The sequence below is a fragment of the Cellvibrio japonicus Ueda107 genome, from assembly GCF_000019225.1.
Classification (GTDB): Bacteria; Pseudomonadota; Gammaproteobacteria; order Pseudomonadales; family Cellvibrionaceae; genus Cellvibrio; species Cellvibrio japonicus.
On record NC_010995.1, the window covers coordinates 2,314,026 to 2,335,742 of the forward strand.

Consider the following 21,717-nt stretch of genomic DNA (forward strand, 5'->3'; position numbering starts at 1 on the left):
GTTGGTCACCTTAACATATCCCCCCTGCAAAGCCGACCGCCTCCTGCGTTAACAGGACCAGAGGTATCGTGTATAATTCGCGCCCGATTTAGCTCTTCGTTAAACCCTCTACCCAGAGGGTTTAACGCGTTGCAATCATCCCGCAAGCGGCTGCCTGAGCAGCGCTTGAATCATCCATGAAGGTCATGGATAGTCTCCCTAGGCAGAGATCCTGTCGCCGGAGTAACCCCTACACAAATGAGGATAAAACCGTGCTTGAAGCCTATCGTAAACAGGTCGCAGAACGCGCCGCAGAAGGTGTTCCACCCAAACCGCTTACCGCTGAACAGGTCGCAGGATTGGTGGAGCTACTGAAAAATCCCCCCGCTGGAGAAGCTGAAGTATTACTGGATTTGATCACCAACCGCGTTCCCCCTGGCGTTGACGAAGCCGCCTATGTAAAAGCAGCCTTCCTGAGCGCAATCGTTAAAGGCGAAGCCACCTCCCCCCTCATTGATAAATCCCTCGCAGTCAAGCTGCTCGGCATGATGCTCGGCGGTTACAACATCGAAACCCTGGTTAACCTGCTCGATAACGCCGACCTGGCCGCCCTGGCTGCCGACCAGCTCAAGCATACCCTGTTGATGTTCGATGCCTTCCACGATGTGGAAGAAAAAGCCAAAGCCGGTAACACCCATGCCCAAGCGCTGCTGCAATCCTGGGCCGATGGCGAGTGGTTTGTCAGCAAACCTAAAGTGCCGGAAAGCATCAAGCTCACGGTTTTCAAAGTCACCGGCGAAACCAACACCGATGACCTGTCACCGGCGCCTGACGCCTGGTCCCGCCCTGACATTCCGCTGCACGCCCTGGCCATGTACAAAATGGCACGCGAAGGTTTAACCCCCGACGAGCCAGGCAAAATTGGTCCTATCCAACAAATTGAAGCCCTGAAAACCAAAGGTTATCCCCTGGTATTCGTGGGCGATGTTGTGGGTACGGGTTCATCCCGTAAATCTGCCACCAACTCTGTACTCTGGTTTATCGGCGAAGATATCCCCGGTGTACCTAACAAGCGCACGGGCGGTGTGTGTATCGGCGGCAAAGTTGCCCCCATTTTCTACAACACCATGGAAGACGCAGGTGCCCTGGTATTTGAAGCCCCGGTCGACACGTTGAACATGGGCGATGTAGTTGAAATCCGCCCTTATGACGGCAAGATCCTGAATGCAGAAACCGGCGAAGTTCTCTCCGAATTCAGCCTCAAGTCCGATGTACTGCTGGATGAAGTACAAGCTGGCGGTCGTATTCCACTGATTATCGGTCGCGGCCTGACGACCAAGGCACGCGAATCCCTGGGCCTGCCACCCAGCACCCTGTTCCGTTTGCCCCAAGCACCTGTCGATACTGGCAAGGGTTTCACCCTGGCACAAAAAATGGTAGGTAAAGCCTGTGGCGTAACAGGCATTCGTCCCGGCACCTATTGCGAGCCTAAAATGACCACTGTGGGCTCACAGGACACCACCGGCCCAATGACCCGCGACGAACTCAAAGACCTGGCATGCCTTGGCTTCTCTGCCGACTTGACCATGCAGTCTTTCTGCCACACAGCCGCCTATCCCAAGCCCGTAGACATCGAAACCCAGCACACATTGCCCGACTTCATCATGACCCGCGGCGGTGTCTCATTGCGTCCAGGTGACGGTATCATCCACAGCTGGCTGAACCGCATGCTGCTCCCGGATACCGTGGGCACCGGCGGTGACTCCCATACCCGCTTCCCCATCGGCATCTCTTTCCCAGCCGGTTCCGGCCTGGTGGCATTTGCCGCTGCTACTGGAGTAATGCCACTGGATATGCCCGAATCCGTTCTGGTTCGCTTCAAAGGCGAGATGCAACCAGGTATCACTTTGCGCGATCTGGTAAATGCCATCCCGCTTTACGCGATCAAACAGGGCTTGTTGACTGTCGAGAAAAAAGGCAAGAAGAACATCTTCTCTGGCCGTATTCTCGAAGTGGAAGGCCTGCCCAACCTGAAAGTAGAGCAAGCGTTTGAAATTTCTGACGCCTCTGCCGAGCGCTCTGCCGCAGGATGTACCATCAAGCTGGACAAAGAACCCATTATCGAATACCTCAAGTCCAATATCACCATGCTGCGCTGGATGATCGAGCAGGGTTACGGTGATATCCGCACCATTGAGCGCCGTGCACGCAAGATGGAAGAATGGCTGGAGAACCCCGTGCTGATGGAAGCCGATGCGGATGCCGAATATGCAGCCATCATCGATATTGATCTGGCCGACATTAAAGAGCCAATCCTGGCCTGTCCTAACGATCCGGACGATGTAAAAGTGCTGTCTGACGTTGCTGGCGACAAGATTGACGAAGTGTTTATCGGTTCCTGTATGACCAACATCGGTCACTTCCGCGCTGCGGGAAAACTGCTCTCTGCCACCAAAGACGAGCTGTCCACCCGCCTGTGGATTGCCCCCCCCACCAAAATGGATGCACACCAACTGATGGAAGAGGGTTACTACAGCATCTTCGGTGTAAAAGGTGCGCGCACCGAAATGCCCGGCTGCTCACTCTGTATGGGTAACCAGGCGCGTGTGGCCAAGAACTCTACTGTGGTATCCACCTCCACCCGTAACTTCCCTAACCGTTTGGGTGAAGGCGCCAATGTGTATCTGGCATCCGCAGAACTGGCCGCTATCGCAGCCGTGCTTGGCAAACTGCCTACACCGGAAGAGTACCTTTCTTACGCGCAGAAAATTGACAGCATGTCTGCTGATATATATCGCTACCTCAACTTCAACGAAATTGAGAGCTACCAAAGCGCCGCCAATGAAGGTAAGCGCATTGCAGCCGTAGAGATACAGACAGTAGCCATTTAAATTGCCGTACAACGCCAGTAAAAAAGCCGGAATAAATCCGGCTTTTTTACTGGCTCTGGCTTAATTAACCCTAGGCACTTCCAAACAAAAACTGGCTACAAATAAAAAGGCGGCTGTTAAAAGCCGCCTTTTTATTGCAATAATAAATAATCAATTATTGATCAATATCTGCAACTTCTTTTAAATAACCTTGAAAGCTGGAGAAGTCTGCCAAGCCATTCATATTACCAACCTGAGCGACAATCGCCTTTTTCTGCTCTTCCGCAATCTCTTCAGCGCCTAAATTTACCGCCGCCAGTTGGATCAATGCATAATCACCACTGGCAGTGACAAAACCTGCCACAGAGGCGACCTCAGCAGTTGGTTTTGCCATATCGAACGCAAAGCCAGCAATTTCCGGCTCAACATCACTACCATAACGTTTGGCAGCTGCCGCGGTCTTCAACGCTTGTCCTTCAGCACTTGCCAACTCATCCAACGCCTTACCAGCATGCAGATCGGCAAGCAATTGAGAACCTTTGGTGCGCATCAGCTCCCTGGCCTTGCTTTCCGTCAACACACCAACAATTTGTTGCTTCACTTCATCCAGCGGTAATAGGCGGCTTGGTTGGTAATCTGTCTTTTTAATCACAACCGCACGCGTAGTATCAAGTTCTATTGGTTCACTGCTATTGCCATCCTGCAAAACATCTTCGGAAAAAGCCGCGTCAGCAACCAACTTGTTAGCAGCGATCCCTTGACCACTTGTACGAGAGAAAAGCCCGGTATTTGACACCTTTGCATCAATTTCTTTAGCCACCTCAGCCAGACTGTCGGCATTAAATGCCAACTCTTTCAGCTGCTCCAGCTTGGCAACAAAGATATTTTCAGCTTCAGCGCGCTTGAGATGCTCTTCCAAAGAGGCTTTTTGCTCCTCAAAACTTGGCGCCTGCGAACCCCGCTCAGCCAACAATTTAATAAAGTGAGTACCTGCATCTGTTTCTACAGGTGCCGAAACCTCCCCTACTTTTAAACCGGCAAGTGCCGTTTCAAATTCTGCCGGGAACGTATCTCCCTTAGTAAAACCAAGGTCGCCACCCTGCTCTTTGCTACCGAGGTCGTCCGAATAGGTTTTGGCAAGCTCAGCAAAATCCTCACCAGCTGCCAACTTTTCACGAACGGCCTTGATTTTTTCAGCATCTTGATTTTCCACAAGAATATGCGCAGCATGACGCTCGGGAGCAGCCACAAAGCTGGCAAGCCCCTGCTCATATTGTTTATGCAATTGCTCTTCGCTAATGGAAATATCAGCCATAAGAGCATCAACACTCAACTCAATGTAATCAACAGCAACCTGTTCTTCGCTGGTGTAAGCTTGCGGATTTTTGGCATAGTAATCTGCAATTTCTTCATCACTAACAACAACAGACTCTTTAATTTTGGAGGAAGGAAGAACAAAGTATGAAAAATCACGCGTCTGGTAGCTAAGCGCAATCAACTGCTCTATTTCATTAGGTGTGGTAAACGAGCTGGATGCCAAGCCTGTATACAACTGGTTCAAAACCAAATCTTTAGCCAACTGTTGGGTGTAAGTCGCATGGGTATATCCCATCATGCTCAATGCCTGGCGATAACGGGTGTTATCAAATACTCCCGCTTCATTCTTGAACACCGGCGCAGATGAGATTTGCTCGGTAATTAAATCATTGCCTACTGTCATACCCGCTTTTTTAGCAGCCTGATACAACACCTGATTTTGGATCAAATTATCCAATACCGGCTTTCGCAGATAATCTTCGCTCAGAAACTCGCTGGGAACCTGGTCGCCATAGCGATTCATCATTTGCTGTTTTTGACGAGCAATCGCATTTTGCAACTCAACTTGCGTGATTTTCTCACCATTGACTTCCACCACTTTATTAGCGGTTGGATTCCAGTTAAATAGTGATTCAACACCAAAAAGGGCAAAAATGACCACCAGGAATCCAATCAATATGTAGGAGATGACTCCTTTTGAATTATCTCTGATGCTTTGCAACATGGGGAAACTCCTAGGGCTCCAGCGGTTCCATATCTTGTGATGCCTAAGCAACAGCGATATGGAAAAGAAGGCTCTTAGCTATTAATAATCTAGATAAAATGATGAATTTCCAGGGCGAGTATTATTAGAGAAATAACCCATACAGACTAAAAAAAAGGCGCACTCAAATGCGCCCTTTTTTGTTGGTAGACCTTATCGCTATCTCCAAGATCTCACACCTGAAAGCCAAATTAATTTACTGCGTCTTTCAAGGCTTTACCGGCTTTGAAGCCAGGCACTTTAGCTGCAGCAATTTTAATTTCTTCGCCAGTTTGAGGATTTCTGCCAGTACGAGCAGCGCGCTCTTTTACGGCGAAAGTACCAAAACCAACCAGAACTACCGAGTCGCCATTTTTCAGGGCACCAGTGATGCTCTCAACTACCGCGTCCAAGGCACGTCCGGCAGCCGCTTTAGGAATATCCGCAGATGCGGCAATGGCTTCAATCAGCTCAGTTTTGTTCACACTTAACCCCTTTTGAGTAATTATTTGTTCGACAAATTTAGCACAGGGAGACCTTCTTCTATATGGCTTTACTACCTGTGCAACCTATGCAGCAAATGAACTGCGATTTATACCAACTGATCAGAGGGGGGTCAAGGAAAGCTTTTGAGTTTATGCAATTCCTCTCATTCCTCTCCGGAATACGCATATAAGCACTGCAAATTGACCGCAAAACAGCCAATTTGCAGCATATATCTATCAATGCTTAATGAGTGCTCAAACGGTTATCACTGTCGTTTTTTTGAGCAGCTTTTTCCAGCGCCCGATACTCCTCATCACTAAGGGGCTTGGGGCGATACTGCAGGGCTATCTCCAATACCTCATCAATCCATTTAACAGGCTTAATGAGTAGATCTTCTTTGATATTGGCAGGTATTTCCTTCAAATCACGCTCATTATCTGCCGGGATAACCACTGTTTTGATACCGCCACGATGAGCAGCCAACAGTTTCTCTTTTAAGCCACCTATCCGTAACACTTCCCCACGCAAGGTAATCTCACCCGTCATAGCAACATCTGCGCGCACAGGAATCCCGGTCTGTACAGACACCAGGGCGGTACACATGGCTATACCTGCACTTGGACCATCCTTAGGTGTTGCACCTTCCGGAACATGGATATGAATATCCACCTTTTCATGGTGATCTGGCGCAATACCCAACGACTGCCCCCGAGAACGAACTACCGTCAGCGCAGCCTGGATAGACTCCTGCATGACATCGCCCAAAGATCCTGTCTTGATAATACGCCCCTTACCCGCGACTGCCGAAGCCTCGATCGTCAACAGCTCACCACCCACCTGGGTCCAGGCAAGCCCGGTGACCTGCCCTATTTGATCCTTACTCTCCGCCTTGCCAAAATCAAACTTATGCACACCTAGCAAATCTTCCAGCGAGGATGGCTCCACCACGTGAGCTGCAGTCTTACGTTCTTTTACATGCAAGGTAACCACTTTACGGCAAATCTTGGCAATCTCACGCTCAAGGCCACGCACACCCGCTTCCCGTGTGTAATAGCGAACAATATCGCGAATGGCATCAGCCTTAATATCAACTTCACTTTCTTTGAGTCCATTGGCTTTCATTTGCTTGGGAATCAGATAGCGTGTTGCGATATTCAGCTTTTCATCCTCTGTATAACCCGGAATACGTATAACTTCCATACGATCCAGCAAAGGCCCAGGGATATTCATTGAGTTTGAAGTGCAAACAAACATGACATCTGACAAGTCGTAATCCACTTCCAGGTAATGATCGTTAAAATGGCTATTTTGTTCAGGGTCCAAAACCTCCAACAGCGCAGATGCCGGATCACCACGGTTATCCATGCCCATTTTGTCAATTTCATCCAACAGGAATAACGGGTTCTTAACCCCTACTTTTGCCATTTTTTGGATCAACTTTCCTGGCAGCGAACCTATATAGGTACGCCTATGGCCGCGAATCTCCGCTTCGTCGCGTACGCCGCCCAAAGCCATACGCACAAACTCACGGTTAGTAGCTCGGGCAATAGATTCCCCCAAAGAAGTCTTACCTACACCTGGAGGACCAACGAGACATAAAATTGGCCCTTTGACCTTTTTTACACGCTGTTGCACGGCCAGATATTCAAGGATGCGTTCTTTCACCTCTTCCAACCCAAAGTGGTCTTTGTTAAGAACCTCTTCAGCTCGTACAAGATCATGGCGAACTTTACTGCGCTTACTCCAGGGTACACGCACCATCCAATCGATATAGGCACGCAATACAGAGGCTTCAGCCGACATCGGAGACATCATTTTCAATTTGTTTAGTTCAGCCTTTGCCTTTTCCTCTGCCTCTTTAGGCATGGCAGCAGTGACAATTTTCTTATCAAGCTCATCAAATTCACTGACATCCTCCCCCATCTCACCCAGCTCTTTCTGAATGGCTTTAATCTGCTCATTCAAATAATACTCACGCTGGCTTTTTTCCATTTGCTTCTTGACGCGACCACGTATTTTTTTCTCTACATGGAATAAATCCACTTCTGCATCCATCATCGTCAGAAGATTCTCAACGCGCTCACGGATATCTGCAGTTTCAAGAATGGATTGTTTTTTCGCCAAATCCAAAGAGAGATGCGCAGCAATGGTATCGGCCAAACGTCCCGGCTCATCAATGCCACTAAGAGATGTAATGACTTCAACAGGAACTTTTTTACTCAGGTTGACATATTGCTCAAATTGACCAATTGCCGAAGCCACCAACGCTCTTGCTTCTGTTGAGTCCACCGCTTCAGTGTGGATCACTTCGACATCAGCACGAAAATAACTGCCTACGTCTTCAAACTTAAGCAGACGTGCACGCTCCCGTCCCTCAATCAAAACCTTTACAGTACCGTCCGGCAACTTAAGCAATTGTAAAATACTGGCAATAGTGCCAATGGCATATAGGTCTTCTTCAAGTGGATCATCTTGTTGGGGGTTTTTCTGGGCCACCAGGAGAACCTGCTTGTCACTGGACATCGCTTTCTCAAGGGCCTCAATGGATTTGCCACGCCCAACAAACAGTGGAGTGACCATATGGGGATAAACCACCACATCCCGCAGGGGTAATAAAGGGATTTCATTCACAATGGAATCCGGCAGAGTATCTGCGACCATATTTTCCTCTCTCTTAGGTTGGAGCCACAAGCTCCGTATACCCATTAAGAGTGGGGGCAGAATAGGAGAATTACAAGTTTCAGAATGTAAAAAAGGGCGCTATAGCGCCCTTATAATGCAGAGTTTTAACAGGACTAATTAATCCTCGGCCGAAGCTGCCTTGGGAGGCTTTTCCACTTGTTCATAAACCAATAACGGTTCAGATTCACCCTTGATAACCAACTCATCGACAACCACTTTTACCACATGCTCTTCGGAGGGAATGCGATACATAGTATCCAGTAGCACAGATTCCATAATTGAACGCAATCCACGTGCACCTGTTTTACGCTCCAGGGCTCGCTCGGCAACCGCATCCAAAGCATCCGGACGGAAGTCAATCTGAACACCTTCCATTTCAAACAACTTGCCATACTGCTTGGTCAATGCATTTTTAGGCTCGGTCAAGATCTGGATCAAGGCAGCTTTATCGAGTTCGTCCAAGGTAGCAATAACGGGTAAGCGACCAACAAACTCCGGTATTAATCCATAACGAACCAAGTCCTCTGGCTCCAAATCGTGGAGAGTCTCACCAAAGTTACGCTTATCGTCTTTACTCTTCACTTCGGCTGCAAAGCCAATACCGCCTTTTTCAGAGCGATCGCGAATCACTTTATCCAATCCTGCAAATGCGCCGCCGCAAATAAAGAGAATATTGGATGTATCTACCTGCAAAAACTCCTGCTGGGGATGTTTGCGTCCACCTTGTGGAGGAACAGATGCAATAGTACCTTCAATCAATTTTAACAGCGCTTGTTGCACACCTTCACCAGACACATCACGAGTGATGGAGGGATTATCAGATTTACGCGAAATCTTATCGATTTCGTCGATATAAACGATCCCCTGCTGTGCTTTTTCTACGTCATAGTCACACTTTTGCAGCAATTTCTGAATAATATTTTCAACATCCTCTCCCACATAACCTGCTTCCGTTAATGTGGTGGCATCTGCGATAGTAAAAGGCACATCCAGAAGTCGCGCCAAGGTTTCTGCCAAAAGGGTTTTACCACTACCTGTTGGTCCCACCAACAAGATATTACTTTTACCTAATTCAACAGGCTCTTTATCCTTGGCGGTCTTATCGCCAAAACGCAAACGTTTGTAGTGGTTGTATACAGCTACTGCCAGTACTTTTTTAGCGCGCTTTTGCCCAATCACATATTGATCAAGAATGGCGGAAATTTCATGGGGCTTCGGCAACTTGTCCGATGAACCCTCAGAAGCGCTTTCCTGAATTTCCTCACGAATAATATCGTTACAGAGATCAACGCACTCATCACAGATAAAAACGGACGGGCCTGCAATCAGCTTGCGGACCTCGTGCTGGCTCTTCCCACAGAAAGAGCAATAGAGCAATTTTCCGTTTTTGTCACTGCTGTCATTGGTGTGGTCGGTCATTGAAACCTCTCCATCAAATTTACTCTGTCGTATATCTGGTTTGATACCCGCGCTTTCAAGCCCACAACCAGTATTTCTGATCAGGGTACAAACCCGGCAAGCAATCCTGCCAACGCTACTTGGTTTACTTGGTTGATGTTGTCATGATTCGCTTTTCAACCACTGCGTCAATCAGGCCATAGTCTTTAGCCTGTTGTGCTGACATAAAGTTATCGCGCTCGGTATCCACTTCAATTCGCTCAATAGGCTGACCGGAATGGTGCGCCATCAGCTCATTCAAGCGAGCCCGAATCTTTAAAATTTCCTGAGCCTGGATATGAATATCAGACGCCTGACCCTGTGCTCCACCACTAGGTTGATGGATCATCACCCTGGAATTAGGCAAGCAGAAGCGCTTTCCTTCAGCACCTGCATTCAACAGGAACGCCCCCATACTGCAAGCTTGACCAATACACATGGTACTTACATCCGGCTTAATAAACTGCATGGTGTCGTAAATAGACATACCTGCCGTTACAGAACCACCGGGGGAGTTGATGTATAAATGGATATCCTTGTCGGGATTTTCCGCCTCAAGGAAGAGTAACTGGGCGACAACCAGGTTAGCCATATAGTCTTCAACCGGCCCAACCAGGAATATAACCCGCTCTTTCAACAAACGAGAATAAATATCAAAAGAGCGCTCTCCACGAGCGGTCTGCTCAATCACGATAGGCACAAGACCACTATTGATAATAGGTGATTGTGATTTAGGGTAATCGTACGACATCTTGAGTTTTTATCCTTATGAAGCCCAAGGCTTCCCGTATAGAACACTGGATCAAGTCACCAGAGAGCTTAACCCGTGATGGGATTATATGCCAGTCAAAAGCAGAATTTAGAGGAGGATTTGGCGGGGGAAAGCCGCAAAGCGAGCGCTTTGCGGATTTTTTAGACAACTAGCGCTGAGCCTTGGATTTGATGACATCGTCATAGGTTGAATCGACATCGGAAACCTTGGCTTTTGACAGAATATGGTCAACTACCTGGTCTTCCAAAACAGCAGATTCAACACCGGCCAGCAGCTCCTGATTACTGTTGTAATAATCAATCACTTCCTGCGGCTCTTGATAGGTCGATGCAATCTCTTCAATCATTGACTTGATACGCTTGGCATCAGGCTTAAGCTTGGCAGATTTAACAATCTCACCCACGATCAAACCCAGAGTCACGCGGCGACTGGCTTCCTCCTGGAACATGGTGTCAGGCAGCAATGACTTAACATCAAAGTTTTGCTGTTGACCACCAAAGCGCTGCAACATCTGGTTGCGCAACACCTGAATCTCATTGGCAACCAAAGCCTTTGGAACATCAACGGTATGGGAGGCAACCAATGCATCCATAACCTGGCCTTTCACTTTTGCCTTGAGCGCGTTACCAAGCTCACGCTCCATATTGGCTTTTACCTCTTTACGGAACTGCTTCTCGCCACCCTTCTCAACACCGAACTTTTGGAAGAATTCTTTATTCAATTCCGGCAGTACAGCTTCTGATACTGAGTTGACAGTAACCGCAAACTCAACGGCAGCGCCTTTCAACTCTTCTGAGTGATAATCCTCAGGGAATGTCAATGCGAGGGTCTTTTGATCACCCGACTTCAACCCAACAAGTCCGGCCTCAAACCCGGGAATCATAGAGTTGGAGCCCAAAATCAGGTTTTGGTTGTCCGCCTTGCCGCCTGCAAACTCAACGCCGTCTTTGGTGCCTACAAAATTGATATTGACCTGATCGCCATCCGCAGCAGCACGCTCTACCTGAGTCCAGGTTGCCTGGTGTTTGCGCAGCACGTCAATCATGTTATCTACATCTACATCGGTTACCTCAGCCTTGTGGCGGGTAATCTCAAATACAGACAAATCACTCAGTTCAACAGAAGGATACACCTCGAATACAGCAATATATTCCAGATCCTGTCCGGCAGAGAGTTGCTTGGGCTGGATAGAAGGCTGACCGGCAGGTTTGAGATTCTCTTTTTGAACAGCAGCGTAAAATGAGCGATTAATAACATCACCCACCACTTCTTGGCGGATACCTGCACCAAAACGCTGCTTGACCACAGAAAGAGGCACTTTCCCTTTACGGAACCCCTTGATAGTGACATTGCGCGCTGCTTGCTTCAGGCGATTTTCAACTTCGTTTTCTACCTGCTCTGCTGGTACGCCAACAGTCAGGCGGCGCTCCAGTCCAGACGTCGTTTCGAGTGAAACCTGCATATCTGCCTCGTGAAATAAACTGATGAGATAACTCAATCGACACGCAACCCGGTCATGCCAGATTGCAAAAATATGGTGCGGACGGAGAGACTCGAACTCTCACACCTCACGGCGCCAGAACCTAAACCTGGTGTGTCTACCAATTTCACCACGTCCGCTTAACACTCCAAAACACCCTAGCGGGCGCATGGATTTCGCACCGCTCTAACCAACTGATTTTTATAGAAATTTATAAAAATTATCCGGCCCGATACGCGAAGGGTGCAGATTTTGCCACAGTCATCCTGCAGCTTCAACCATTTAATACTCAGCGCTGGTTTCACGCTGACGCAGCACTAACTGGCGGAATTCCTTCACCCAGGACTCAAGTAGCACACCAGACACTGACGAATCCACACTATCCCGTTCGCTGGAAGCTATATCAACTACAGCAATCAAATTGTCGCCCTGGGGGAATGCCTTTTGCGGTTTTTCAGGTGCTGGAGAAGATGATAAATCTCTCACAGCACGCAGCATTTGCGCTAACCAGGAGCCAGAATCAGACCCCAGGTGCAATAGTTCCTCTGCTTCCGCCGGAGATTTACCCGCTTGGGATAAAACATCAACCAGGTTTACTACGTCCTGGATCAATGCCACATTTTTTAAGTGATAGTTTTCACCAAGCTCGCGCAGATAGAAGGTATACGCCAACCCCAAATGCATCAGTGCGCCATCTTCCAATGCCCGCTGTTGAATTCGCTGGGAGGACTGGAGACTGTCGAGCGCAGCAGCCATAGCAATCAGCGTACCGGCATAAGCAATCTTTTGATTGACTAGGGAAAGGTGTTTATTTGCCATTTCTTATCAACAGGACAGGTGCTTATTTCTGCACCTGCCACCGGCCATTCACATAAAAAGCCTTCCAGCCTGTCGCCTTGCCATTCACTTCCGTTTGCACATATTGCTCTTTTGTCTTGCGACTGAAACGCACTATGGCTTTATTGCCCTCCGGATCGGAAACCGGCGCAGACAGCAGGAAGTGGTACTTGGGATCAAGCTGGTTTTTGTAAGGCAGCAACTCAGCGACAAGTGGCGCACGTGTCTCGCGATTTTTCGGGAATTGGCTGGCCGCCAGGAACAAACCGGCAGCGCCATCGCGCAATACATAGTGATCATCCACCTTTTCACAGCGCAACTCCGGCATAGCGATCGGCTCCACTTTCGGGGGAGCAGCCTCGCCATTCTTGAGCAGCTTGCGTGTGTTTTTACAGTCAGCGTTAGTGCAGCCAAAGTATTTGCCGAAACGCCCGGTCTTCAGCTGCATTTCACTACCGCATTTATCGCACTCAATCGTAGGACCTTCGTAGCCCTTGATGCGATATACACCCTGCTCCACCTCATAACCGGGACAATCAGGGTTATTGCCGCAAATATGCAATTTGCGCTGCTCGTCAATCAGATAGGAGTCCATTGCCGAGTTACACAATTTACAGCGATGTTTGGAGCGCAATTGACGTGATTCGGCCTCGTCATCCGCATCGGCATCTATTACTTCATGGCCGGAAACAAGGTTCATGGTGTTCTTGCAGCGCTCCTTGGGCGGCAAGGCATAACCTGAACATCCCAGGAAAACCCCGGTACTTCCGGTGCGGATTTGCATATGGCGACCGCAGAGGCTGCAGGGGATATTGGTATCTGTTGGATCGTTGGCACGCATGCCCTTATCCTGACGCGATGCGGTATCCAATTGCTGGCTGAAATCGGCATAGAACTCATCTAGCAGCTGACGCCAGTTCTTATCCCCCTGCGCAACCTGATCAAGTGCTTCCTCCATATTGGCGGTAAAACCGTAGTCCATCAGGTCGTCAAAGCTTTCCATCAGGCGCTCTGTGACAATATCACCCATTTTTTCCGCATAGAAACGGCGATTCTCCTGGCGTACATAACCGCGCTCCTGGATGGTGGAAATAATCGCTGCATAGGTTGATGGGCGGCCAATCGCACGCTTTTCCAATTCTTTTACCAAGCTGGCTTCGGTGTAACGCGCTGGCGGTTTGGTGAAATGTTGCTGTGGGTTCAGCTTCACCAAAGGAAGCACCTGCCCCACCTTCATGTCTGGCAGGACCACGTCTTCGTCTTTTTTGGCCTGCTGCGGAAGCACTCGGGTATAGCCGTCAAAGCGGATCACGCGACCGCGGGTACGCAACTCATAGTTGCCTGCTTCAACTACCACACTGGTACTGGTGTACTCGGCCGGGGTCATCTGGCAGGCAACAAATTGTTGCCAAATCAAGCCATAGAGCCGCTCTGCATCGCGCTCCATAGCAGAAAGTTGATTGGGCATAACATCTACGCTGGAGGGGCGTATAGCTTCGTGAGCCTCCTGCGCTCCCTCTTTACTGGAATAAGCCACAGGCTCCTTTGGCAGGTATTTCTGACCAAAATTATCCAGGATATAAGTTCGACAGGATTCCACCGCCTCCTGGCTAAGGTTGGTTGAATCTGTACGCATATAGGTGATGTAACCCGCCTCATATAAGCGCTGGGCAAGCATCATGGTTTTCTTTACCCCAAACCCTAAGCGGGTACTGGCCGATTGTTGCAAGGTCGAAGTGATAAAGGGCGCTGTCGGTTTTGACTGGGTAGGCTTATCTTCGCGGCTGACGACCTTGTAAGCGGCATGCTGTAGTGCTGTGACAGCAGCCATCGCCTGGGCTTCATTGATCGGCTTGAACGCCTCTTCACCCTGCTTTTTCACCTCAAAACTGGCGATTTGGCCACTTTCGGCCTTCAGGTCGGCAAACAGGGTCCAGTATTCTTCCGGAATAAAGGCGCGTATTTCGCGTTCGCGTTCGACAACCAAGCGCACAGCAACAGACTGTACCCGCCCGGCAGATAGGCCCCGGGCAACCTTTTCCCATAGCAATGGCGACACCATATAGCCGACAACACGATCCAGGAAACGGCGCGCCTGTTGCGCATCGACACGGTTCTGGTCTATCGGGCCAGGACTTTTAAAGGCATTTTGAATAGCCGTCTTGGTAATCTCGTTAAATACGACACGGCGAAAACGGCTTTCATCGCCGCCGATAGCCTCGCGCAAATGCCAGGCAATTGCCTCTCCCTCTCTATCCAAGTCGGTTGCCAGGTAGATGGCGTCCGCCTTTTCAGCAAGCTTCTTCAGCTCATCAACCACTTTTTCCTTACCAGGGAGTATTTCGTAGTGGGCCTCCCAGTGGTTTTCCGGGTCTATCCCCATTCGGCCTACCAACTGGCTTTTGCTCTTTTGCGCTTGATATACCGCCTTTTGTTCTGCCGACATTTTGCGCGTAGCAGCTGCCTGCCTGGCTCGCTCCTTGGTATCCACGGGTTTGTTATTGCCACTGGTAGGCAAATCGCGGATATGGCCAATACTGGACTTAACGACAAAGTCGCTGCCCAAGTATTTATTAATCGTTTTTGCCTTTGCAGGCGACTCAACAATAACTAAGGATTTACCCATGGCAGGTCACGGTATCTCTGTAATAAAAAGAAGGACGACATAATGAAAAATGTGCCGCCACTTTGTAATATAAATGCCTGGAGTCACCAGATTTCACCCGGATCACTCCGGTGCCGGCTCGAAAGGTGCGCATATATAAGTCGATAACCCCCCGTGGTCAAGCGACTTTTGTTACACAAACCTGAGATAAAGCAGCTATATAGAAGCATCAAGAGCCGGTATTGCAATCCAGAACCCACTTGAAGCTATGATGGCAAGTCTCTGTTTTGCAATGGTTTTACCTATAAAACAACAATCCCGGCTTTTCTTGGCCGGCAAAGTTTTCTAACCATAGTCGACAGTTTTCAATTTCGCATGACTCTACTCACCATTTTGATCTTCATCACGCTGGCGACACTGCTCCTGGTCAGTATTCTTAACCGCATCCAGCAGCGCCAGCGCCAACGCCGGCAACAACAGCGCAGGCTCAGGTTACAGGTTGAAGCCCTGCAAGACATGCTACAGTGCCTGGAGCAAACCCTGGCCAACCCGACCATTGCGCGCCATATCAACGATAGGATCATTGATCTGCTGAATCAGATTCTGGCATTGGAAGATCGCCATACCGAGCATATAGAAACCGCCATTCACAAGGCAGAGGCCTATGCTAACCAGCTCACTAGCCCTAGCTACACCAACCGCGCCAGCTACCAGCGCGATAGCGATGCCCAAATTGCCAAGAGCCAGGCCCATTTGCTGGAGGTGATTGATTTAATGCCACACCTCGCCGTCCAAGGCAAAATCAGCGAGGTAGAGCTGGACATTTATCGGAAAGAATTGCGCTGGGCACATTTGATGGTGGCGGTCATGTCATTTGTCGCCCAGGGAGATAAATGCATGGCTATCAGCGATCGCTTTTCTGCACAGGCGTTTTACCGTAAAGCCCAGCAATTATTGATGGAATCCCTTGACCCAGACCCACGCCGCTTGAAGTTAATCAAGGAACTGAGTGAATTGATTGACGGCTCACGCAACAATTTGAGCCGTGACTTGAGCGAGCCCAAACGACTTAGCCTGGCCTAGAGGCTTGCTTGGGACTTGATAGCGCAGCCTTTTCGTTCGCCTGGACTCCGACTAACAATTGATGCAAATACTGCAGGCTGGCCGCTTGCTCCTCTGGTGTTTTGGCAACACCTTTTTCCGTCCAGTAAACACTGGTGCCCGCCATTCCGGAGGCTATTGCTTTGAAAGAGACAGGTACCGTCGTCATCTGTTCTTTTAACCAGTCAGCCACGGCGGACGCAGGCCGTCCATCCCCTATCCAATCCCACTCCTGGTAAAAATTCCCTTCATGGGCATAACTCGTGCGCATCAATATCCAATTGGACTCAGGGATACAAGACTCTGGCGGAGGCAAGTAATAACAGGGGATAGCCGGCGAATCCTCCAGGTCTGTTTTCAGGCGCGGCAAATGACGCATGGCAAAACGCAGCCCCAAATCGCGTGCGGCCAGGCGCAACTGCTCGCGACGGCGCTGTTCCGGATTGGGTCGGAGCATGGCCATAGGGCCAACCACCAATGCAATAGCAATTACGAGTAATAACAGGAACTTCATGTGATTCTTCCGATCCGACTAACAACACCTGAACTATTGACATCAGCCAACGGGAAAATACCAATCCCTGCCAAATGACAATCCGGGAACTATGATTACACTACGAGAATATGATTACACTAAAAGGCGCAGCATATTCACCGAGGGGGAATCATGAGCAACAGCCTGTATCAACACATCATCGTCGGACTGGACCTGGCCGAGGACTGTCCGCAAGTGCTACTCAAGGCAGCAGCCCTGGCAGCCAGCTTTCGCGCCAAACTTACCCTGGCCCATGTATTGGAGCCCATCGCATTTGCCTATGGCGGCGACATGCCGGTAGACCTGTCCGGTATCCAGGAACAGCAAGTCCAGAAAGCGGAAACCGAACTGGCACAACTGGCCAAACTGACCGACTATCCAATCCAGCAGCAGCATGTCCTGGTTGGCCAACCGGCGGCAGAACTCCATTATTTGGCGGAACAGGAAAGTGCAGACCTGATTATTGTCGGCTCCCACGGCCGCAAAGGCCTGGCCTTATTGTTGGGGTCCACACCTAACAGTGTTTTGCACGGCGCCAGTTGTGATGTGCTAGCGGTGCTGGTCAACAAAAGTGCCAAGGGGGAATAGCAACTACTGTTGCATATCCTCCAGCTCAGCCCAACGCTCGAAACAGTTATCCAACTGCTGTTGTACCTGTCCCAGTTGCGTTAATTTGGCTTCGACATCGGCCTGTGCCCGATTGTAGAAATCAGGGGCGTTTACTTCGGTTTGCAAGTGCTCCAGCGCCTCTTCCAGGCGCTCGATGGTTAACGGCAACTCATCAAATTCCTTTTGCAACTTATAACTGAGCTTGCGGGTTTTGGTCGAGGAGCGAGCGTCACTTATAACAGGCTTTTCTTCCACGGATTCCTTTTTGGCGACAGGCAATGCATCCTCTGTCCAGCGCCCCCCCTGGCGCAACCAATCATCGTACCCGCCGACATATTCCAGGACGCGTCCATTACCTTCAAATGCAATAACACTGGACACCAAATTGTTCAGAAATGCCCTATCGTGGCTGACCAGAAGTACGGTTCCTTCATAATCTGTCAGTATTTCCTCCAGTAGCTCCAGGGTTTCCACATCAAGATCATTGGTAGGTTCATCCAGTACCAACAGGTTTGCCGATTTGCTAAATAACTTGGCCAGCAAAACCCGATTGCGCTCTCCTCCGGACAGGGCACGCAAAGGCGTACGGGCACGCTCTCCACTGAAGAGAAAATCACTTAGATAAGAAAAAATATGTTTGGATTTGCCATCAACATCGATAAATTCACGCCCTTCAGCAATGTTATCAACCGCATTTTTATCCAGGTCTAGCTGATCGCGCAGTTGGTCAAAATAAGCGACTTGCAGATTGGTGCCACGACGGATATGGCCAGATTGAGGTTCAAGTTCCCCCAGGATCAGTTTCAACAGGGTACTTTTGCCGGCGCCATTGGCACCCACCAAGCCAATGCGATCACCGCGCACGATGCTGGTTGAAAAGTTATCGACGATCACCTTATCGCCCCAGCGATAATTGACCTGGCTCAGCTCTGCCACCAATTTACCGGATGCCTCTCCACTGGCCAGGCTAAAGCTGGCCTTGCCCACTTGCTCACGCCGCTGGGCACGGGTGTCACGCAAGGCTTTCAGCGCCCGCACCCTGCCCTCGTTACGCGTGCGCCGCGCCTTGATGCCCTGGCGGATCCACACCTCTTCCTGTGCCAGTTTCTTATCAAACAACTCATTGTGGCGCGCCTCATCCGCCAGTGCCTGTTCGCGATACACCAGGAAGCTGGCGTAATCACCGGCCCAGTAGCGCAACCGACCCCGATCCAATTCGGCAATATGGGTCGCCAGTGCCTGCAGCAAGGAGCGGTCATGGGTGATAAATACCAGGGCGCCATTAAACGCCAACAACTGCTTTTCCAGCCATTCAATAGCAGCGATATCGAGATGGTTGGTGGGTTCGTCCAGCAACAGGACATCCGGCTCCAACACCAAGGCCTTGGCCAGGGCAACACGACGGCGCCAACCACCGGAGAGTTCACGCATAAAGCGCTCTGCCGGTAGCGCAAGGCGAGATAACACCTCCTCCACTTTTTGCTGCAACAACCAGCCATCGGCAGCTTCGATTTGCAGCTGTAATTGGGTCATACGCGCCAGGCCGGCATCATCCAGGGCATCGCTATGGGCTAACTGACGGTATTCCGCCAGCAAATCCCCGACGCCTTTGAAACCTGCCGCAACCACATCAAATACACGGCGGTCATCCGGCTCCGGCAAATCCTGCTCCAGCCGGGCAATGCGGATACCGCCCTGGCGAATCACCTCGCCTTTGTCCAGATCCACCTCACCGGCGATCACTTTAAGCAGTGTCGACTTACCGGTTCCATTGCGCCCAATCAGGCACAGGCGCTGGCCTTTTTCGATGTTGAACTCAACATCGTCCAGAATAACTTGCAGGCCGTAGCCCAAATGGGCTTTTTCAATTTTAATCAGCGACATAGAAGGAATAATTCAAGTGTTTTTTGAGCCTAAATGTGACTGGCAGACGAGGCTGTTGACTGTTATTCTCAAGGGCATTATGACCGGCATCACTGCCGCGCCAGATCAGTCTTTGCCAATGATTGCGTTTCCTGTCTTCGATAAAAACCAAGGAGTGCCACAACACCCAAGCAGGAGGGCACCAACAGGAAGACCGTAGTTGCCATGAAATGGGGGCGAATCATATCCCAGTCACCCAGGCCAACCAAGCGCAATCACCGATGAATTGTTGTTGAGGTATCCATGAGTTTTACCCGCCTGTTATTTCACCCGCTTGGCTTAAGTGTCAGCCTCATCCTGGGTTGTAGCCTTGCCCCTTTGTCCCTGGCTAACAATACATCGACGCAACAGGCCGTTGCGCCACCGGGTATTGCGCTTGCGAGCAGCCATATACCCACCAAGCCCGACCAATACACGGTGCAACGTAAAAAGTATGCTGCTGCCCAAAAGGCGCTCAGTGCCAAAAACACCACTGAATTCCATCGCCTGAGCGAGCAATTGGCCGGCTATCCATTGCTCACCTACCTGGAATATGAGGAGCTGGTTCCCCGCCTGGTCAACCTGCCTTACAAAGATGTAGAGCGCTTTTTTGCCCGTTATCCGGATTCTTTCCTCGCCGAGCGCCTTACCCATCGCTGGTTGCGCACCCTGGCCCAACGCCAGCAATGGCAGGACTATCGCCGTTTTTATGATGCGCGCCTCAGCGACCCGGAGCTGGCTTGCCTCAACTTGCGCGCCCGCCTGGAAACCAAAGACACCAGCGCCCTGGTTGAAGCCGATAGCTTATGGAATATCGAAAAAACCCAATCCAAGGCCTGCGATCCAGTCTTCGAACAGTGGAAAAAAGCCGGGCGTATGACGCCGGAGCTGATCTGGAGCCGGCATTTAAAAGTGGTACGCGCTGGCGATGTGGGAATGGCCGGCTATCTCGCGCGCCAGTTGCCTGCTGCAAAACAACCCCTGGCCCTGCAATTACAACAGGTAAACGCCAATCCCGGACTGATTAAACAAACCACGCGTTTTTCACAGCAGACACCGGAAATGAAAAGCATCATCCTGCTGGGGCTGGAAAAATATGCCCGCCAGGATGCCAGTGATGCCCTTCGCCTGTGGCAACACTATGATGCCCAACAACTCTTCGAAGATGCGGACCGCCTGCATATCAAACATCAAATTGCATTGCGCCTGCTACACCAGAAAAAAGATCGGGAGGCAGAATTACTGGTCGCCTCATCGCCGGACTTAAGCCGCCTGGACCTGGTTGAATGGCTGATTCGCGAATCACTGCGACGCCAGGATTGGGAGAAAGTCAACGAGTGGCTGACTCGCCTGCCCGACGATGCACGCCAAACCGAACGCTGGCGCTATTGGCGCGCACGCACGATGGAAGAATTGAAAATTCTTGAGCACAACGGTGAAACGCCCACGGCGATTTATGCCAGCCTCGCACCGCAGCGCAGCTTTTATGGTTTCCTTTCCGCAGATAAAACCGGTATCGATTACCACCTGCTCGACCGCCCGGTAACCTTTACCCCGGAACAACTGACCAAGGTCGAAAATCACCCTGGCATTCAGCGGGCACGTGAATTCTATTTAATGGGGAATATGAGTGCAGCCAGCCGCGAATGGTTCTATAGCACCCGCCGCCTGCCAGCCCAGGACATTGCAATTGCCGGGAGACTGGCCAAGAGCTGGGGGTGGTATCGCCAGGGCATACAAGCCATGGTAGATGGAAACTATTGGGATGACCTGGAAGTGCGTTTCCCGGTGCTGTACCAGGACCATGTCGCCAAGGCAGCGAAAAAGACCTCGGTTAATCCCCTGTTGATTTTGGCAGTAACACGCCAGGAAAGCGCCTTTATGCACGACGCAAAATCACCGGCAGGCGCAGTAGGCTTGATGCAACTATTACCCTCCACCGCCAAGCAGACGGCACAGCGTAATGGCTTGAGCTTTCATCAACAGGATCTGCTGACACCGGAAAAAAATATCGCTTTGGGCAGCCATTACCTGGAGCAACTGCTCAAAACCTATGACGGCAATCGTATTTTGGCAGCCGCCGCCTATAACGCTGGCCCTGGCCGGGTGCGCCAATGGCTTAATAAGGAAAAAGACAGTCAGCTTCCCTACGATGTATGGATAGAAACTATCCCCTTTAGGGAGACCCGAGGCTATGTCCAAAATGTGCTGTCTTTCTCGGTGATATACGCTTACCGCCTGGGGCAAAAACAAAACTTCATCACCCCGGAAGAAGCCAACACCCAACTTTAGTATCGCTGCACTCACAAGTAGCGCTGAACATGATGTTTAACAAAAAAACCGGCACAAGGCCCACTGCTGTC

The 21,717-nt window shown here is 50.2% G+C and carries 14 protein-coding genes and 1 tRNA gene; 4 read left to right on the forward strand and 11 right to left on the reverse strand.

Going from position 1 to position 21,717, the window contains the following annotated elements:
- Window positions 1-251: 251 nt before the first annotated feature.
- Window positions 252-2,870, forward strand: a complete 2,619-nt coding sequence (gene acnB, locus CJA_RS09755; RefSeq protein WP_041551427.1) for a bifunctional aconitate hydratase 2/2-methylisocitrate dehydratase — start codon at window positions 252-254, stop codon at window positions 2,868-2,870.
- A 154-nt stretch (window positions 2,871-3,024) separates the two neighbouring features.
- Here acnB and CJA_RS09760 read toward each other — a convergent pair whose 3' ends face one another.
- From CJA_RS09760 to topA, 9 genes are all read right to left on the reverse strand, one after another.
- Complete coding sequence (locus CJA_RS09760) at window positions 3,025-4,890, reverse strand: SurA N-terminal domain-containing protein (RefSeq protein WP_012487611.1); 1,866 nt, start codon at window positions 4,888-4,890, stop codon at window positions 3,025-3,027.
- Between the two features lie 230 nt (window positions 4,891-5,120).
- Entirely contained in the window at window positions 5,121-5,393 is a 273-nt protein-coding gene (hupB, locus tag CJA_RS09765; RefSeq protein WP_012487612.1) for a nucleoid-associated protein HU-beta, read from the reverse strand.
- Between the two features lie 244 nt (window positions 5,394-5,637).
- Window positions 5,638-8,055: an endopeptidase La gene (lon, locus tag CJA_RS09770; protein WP_012487613.1), complete on the reverse strand. Its 2,418-nt coding sequence runs from the start codon at window positions 8,053-8,055 to the stop codon at window positions 5,638-5,640.
- 138 nt (window positions 8,056-8,193) lie between these two features.
- Window positions 8,194-9,495, reverse strand: a complete 1,302-nt coding sequence (gene clpX, locus CJA_RS09775) for an ATP-dependent Clp protease ATP-binding subunit ClpX (protein WP_012487614.1) — start codon at window positions 9,493-9,495, stop codon at window positions 8,194-8,196.
- Between the two features lie 124 nt (window positions 9,496-9,619).
- Window positions 9,620-10,264 carry an ATP-dependent Clp endopeptidase proteolytic subunit ClpP gene (clpP, locus tag CJA_RS09780; RefSeq protein WP_012487615.1) on the reverse strand — a complete coding sequence of 215 codons (645 nt, stop codon included), beginning with the start codon at window positions 10,262-10,264 and terminating at the stop codon, window positions 9,620-9,622.
- Between the two features lie 169 nt (window positions 10,265-10,433).
- On the reverse strand, window positions 10,434-11,747 hold the full coding sequence (gene tig, locus CJA_RS09785; protein WP_012487616.1) for a trigger factor: 1,314 nt from the start codon (window positions 11,745-11,747) through the stop codon (window positions 10,434-10,436).
- Between the two features lie 73 nt (window positions 11,748-11,820).
- Window positions 11,821-11,905, reverse strand: a tRNA-Leu gene (locus CJA_RS09790).
- 142 nt (window positions 11,906-12,047) lie between these two features.
- On the reverse strand, window positions 12,048-12,584 hold the full coding sequence (locus CJA_RS09795) for a DUF6586 family protein (RefSeq protein WP_012487617.1): 537 nt from the start codon (window positions 12,582-12,584) through the stop codon (window positions 12,048-12,050).
- A gap of 22 nt (window positions 12,585-12,606) precedes the next feature.
- Complete coding sequence (topA, locus tag CJA_RS09800; protein ID WP_012487618.1) at window positions 12,607-15,228, reverse strand: type I DNA topoisomerase; 2,622 nt, start codon at window positions 15,226-15,228, stop codon at window positions 12,607-12,609.
- A 354-nt stretch (window positions 15,229-15,582) separates the two neighbouring features.
- Here topA and CJA_RS09805 point away from each other — a divergent pair, with 354 nt between their 5' ends.
- Window positions 15,583-16,290, forward strand: coding sequence for a hypothetical protein (locus CJA_RS09805; protein ID WP_012487619.1), 708 nt, complete (start codon window positions 15,583-15,585; stop codon window positions 16,288-16,290).
- Here the strand turns inward: CJA_RS09805 and CJA_RS09810 are convergent.
- The gene (locus CJA_RS09810; RefSeq protein WP_012487621.1) at window positions 16,277-16,822 is read right to left on the reverse strand and encodes a hypothetical protein; all 546 of its coding nucleotides are present in this window, start codon (window positions 16,820-16,822) and stop codon (window positions 16,277-16,279) included. The genes CJA_RS09805 and CJA_RS09810 overlap by 14 nt on opposite strands.
- A 153-nt stretch (window positions 16,823-16,975) precedes the next feature.
- Here CJA_RS09810 and CJA_RS09815 point away from each other — a divergent pair, with 153 nt between their 5' ends.
- Window positions 16,976-17,431: a universal stress protein gene (locus CJA_RS09815; RefSeq protein ID WP_012487622.1), complete on the forward strand. Its 456-nt coding sequence runs from the start codon at window positions 16,976-16,978 to the stop codon at window positions 17,429-17,431.
- Between the two features lie 3 nt (window positions 17,432-17,434).
- On the opposite strand, the gene CJA_RS09820 is transcribed toward CJA_RS09815, so the two are convergent.
- Window positions 17,435-19,336 carry an ATP-binding cassette domain-containing protein gene (locus CJA_RS09820; protein WP_012487623.1) on the reverse strand — a complete coding sequence of 634 codons (1,902 nt, stop codon included), beginning with the start codon at window positions 19,334-19,336 and terminating at the stop codon, window positions 17,435-17,437.
- A gap of 282 nt (window positions 19,337-19,618) precedes the next feature.
- On the opposite strand from CJA_RS09820, the gene CJA_RS09825 reads away from it, so the two are divergent.
- The gene (locus CJA_RS09825; protein WP_012487625.1) at window positions 19,619-21,646 is read left to right on the forward strand and encodes a transglycosylase SLT domain-containing protein; all 2,028 of its coding nucleotides are present in this window, start codon (window positions 19,619-19,621) and stop codon (window positions 21,644-21,646) included.
- Window positions 21,647-21,717 lie beyond the last annotated feature (71 nt).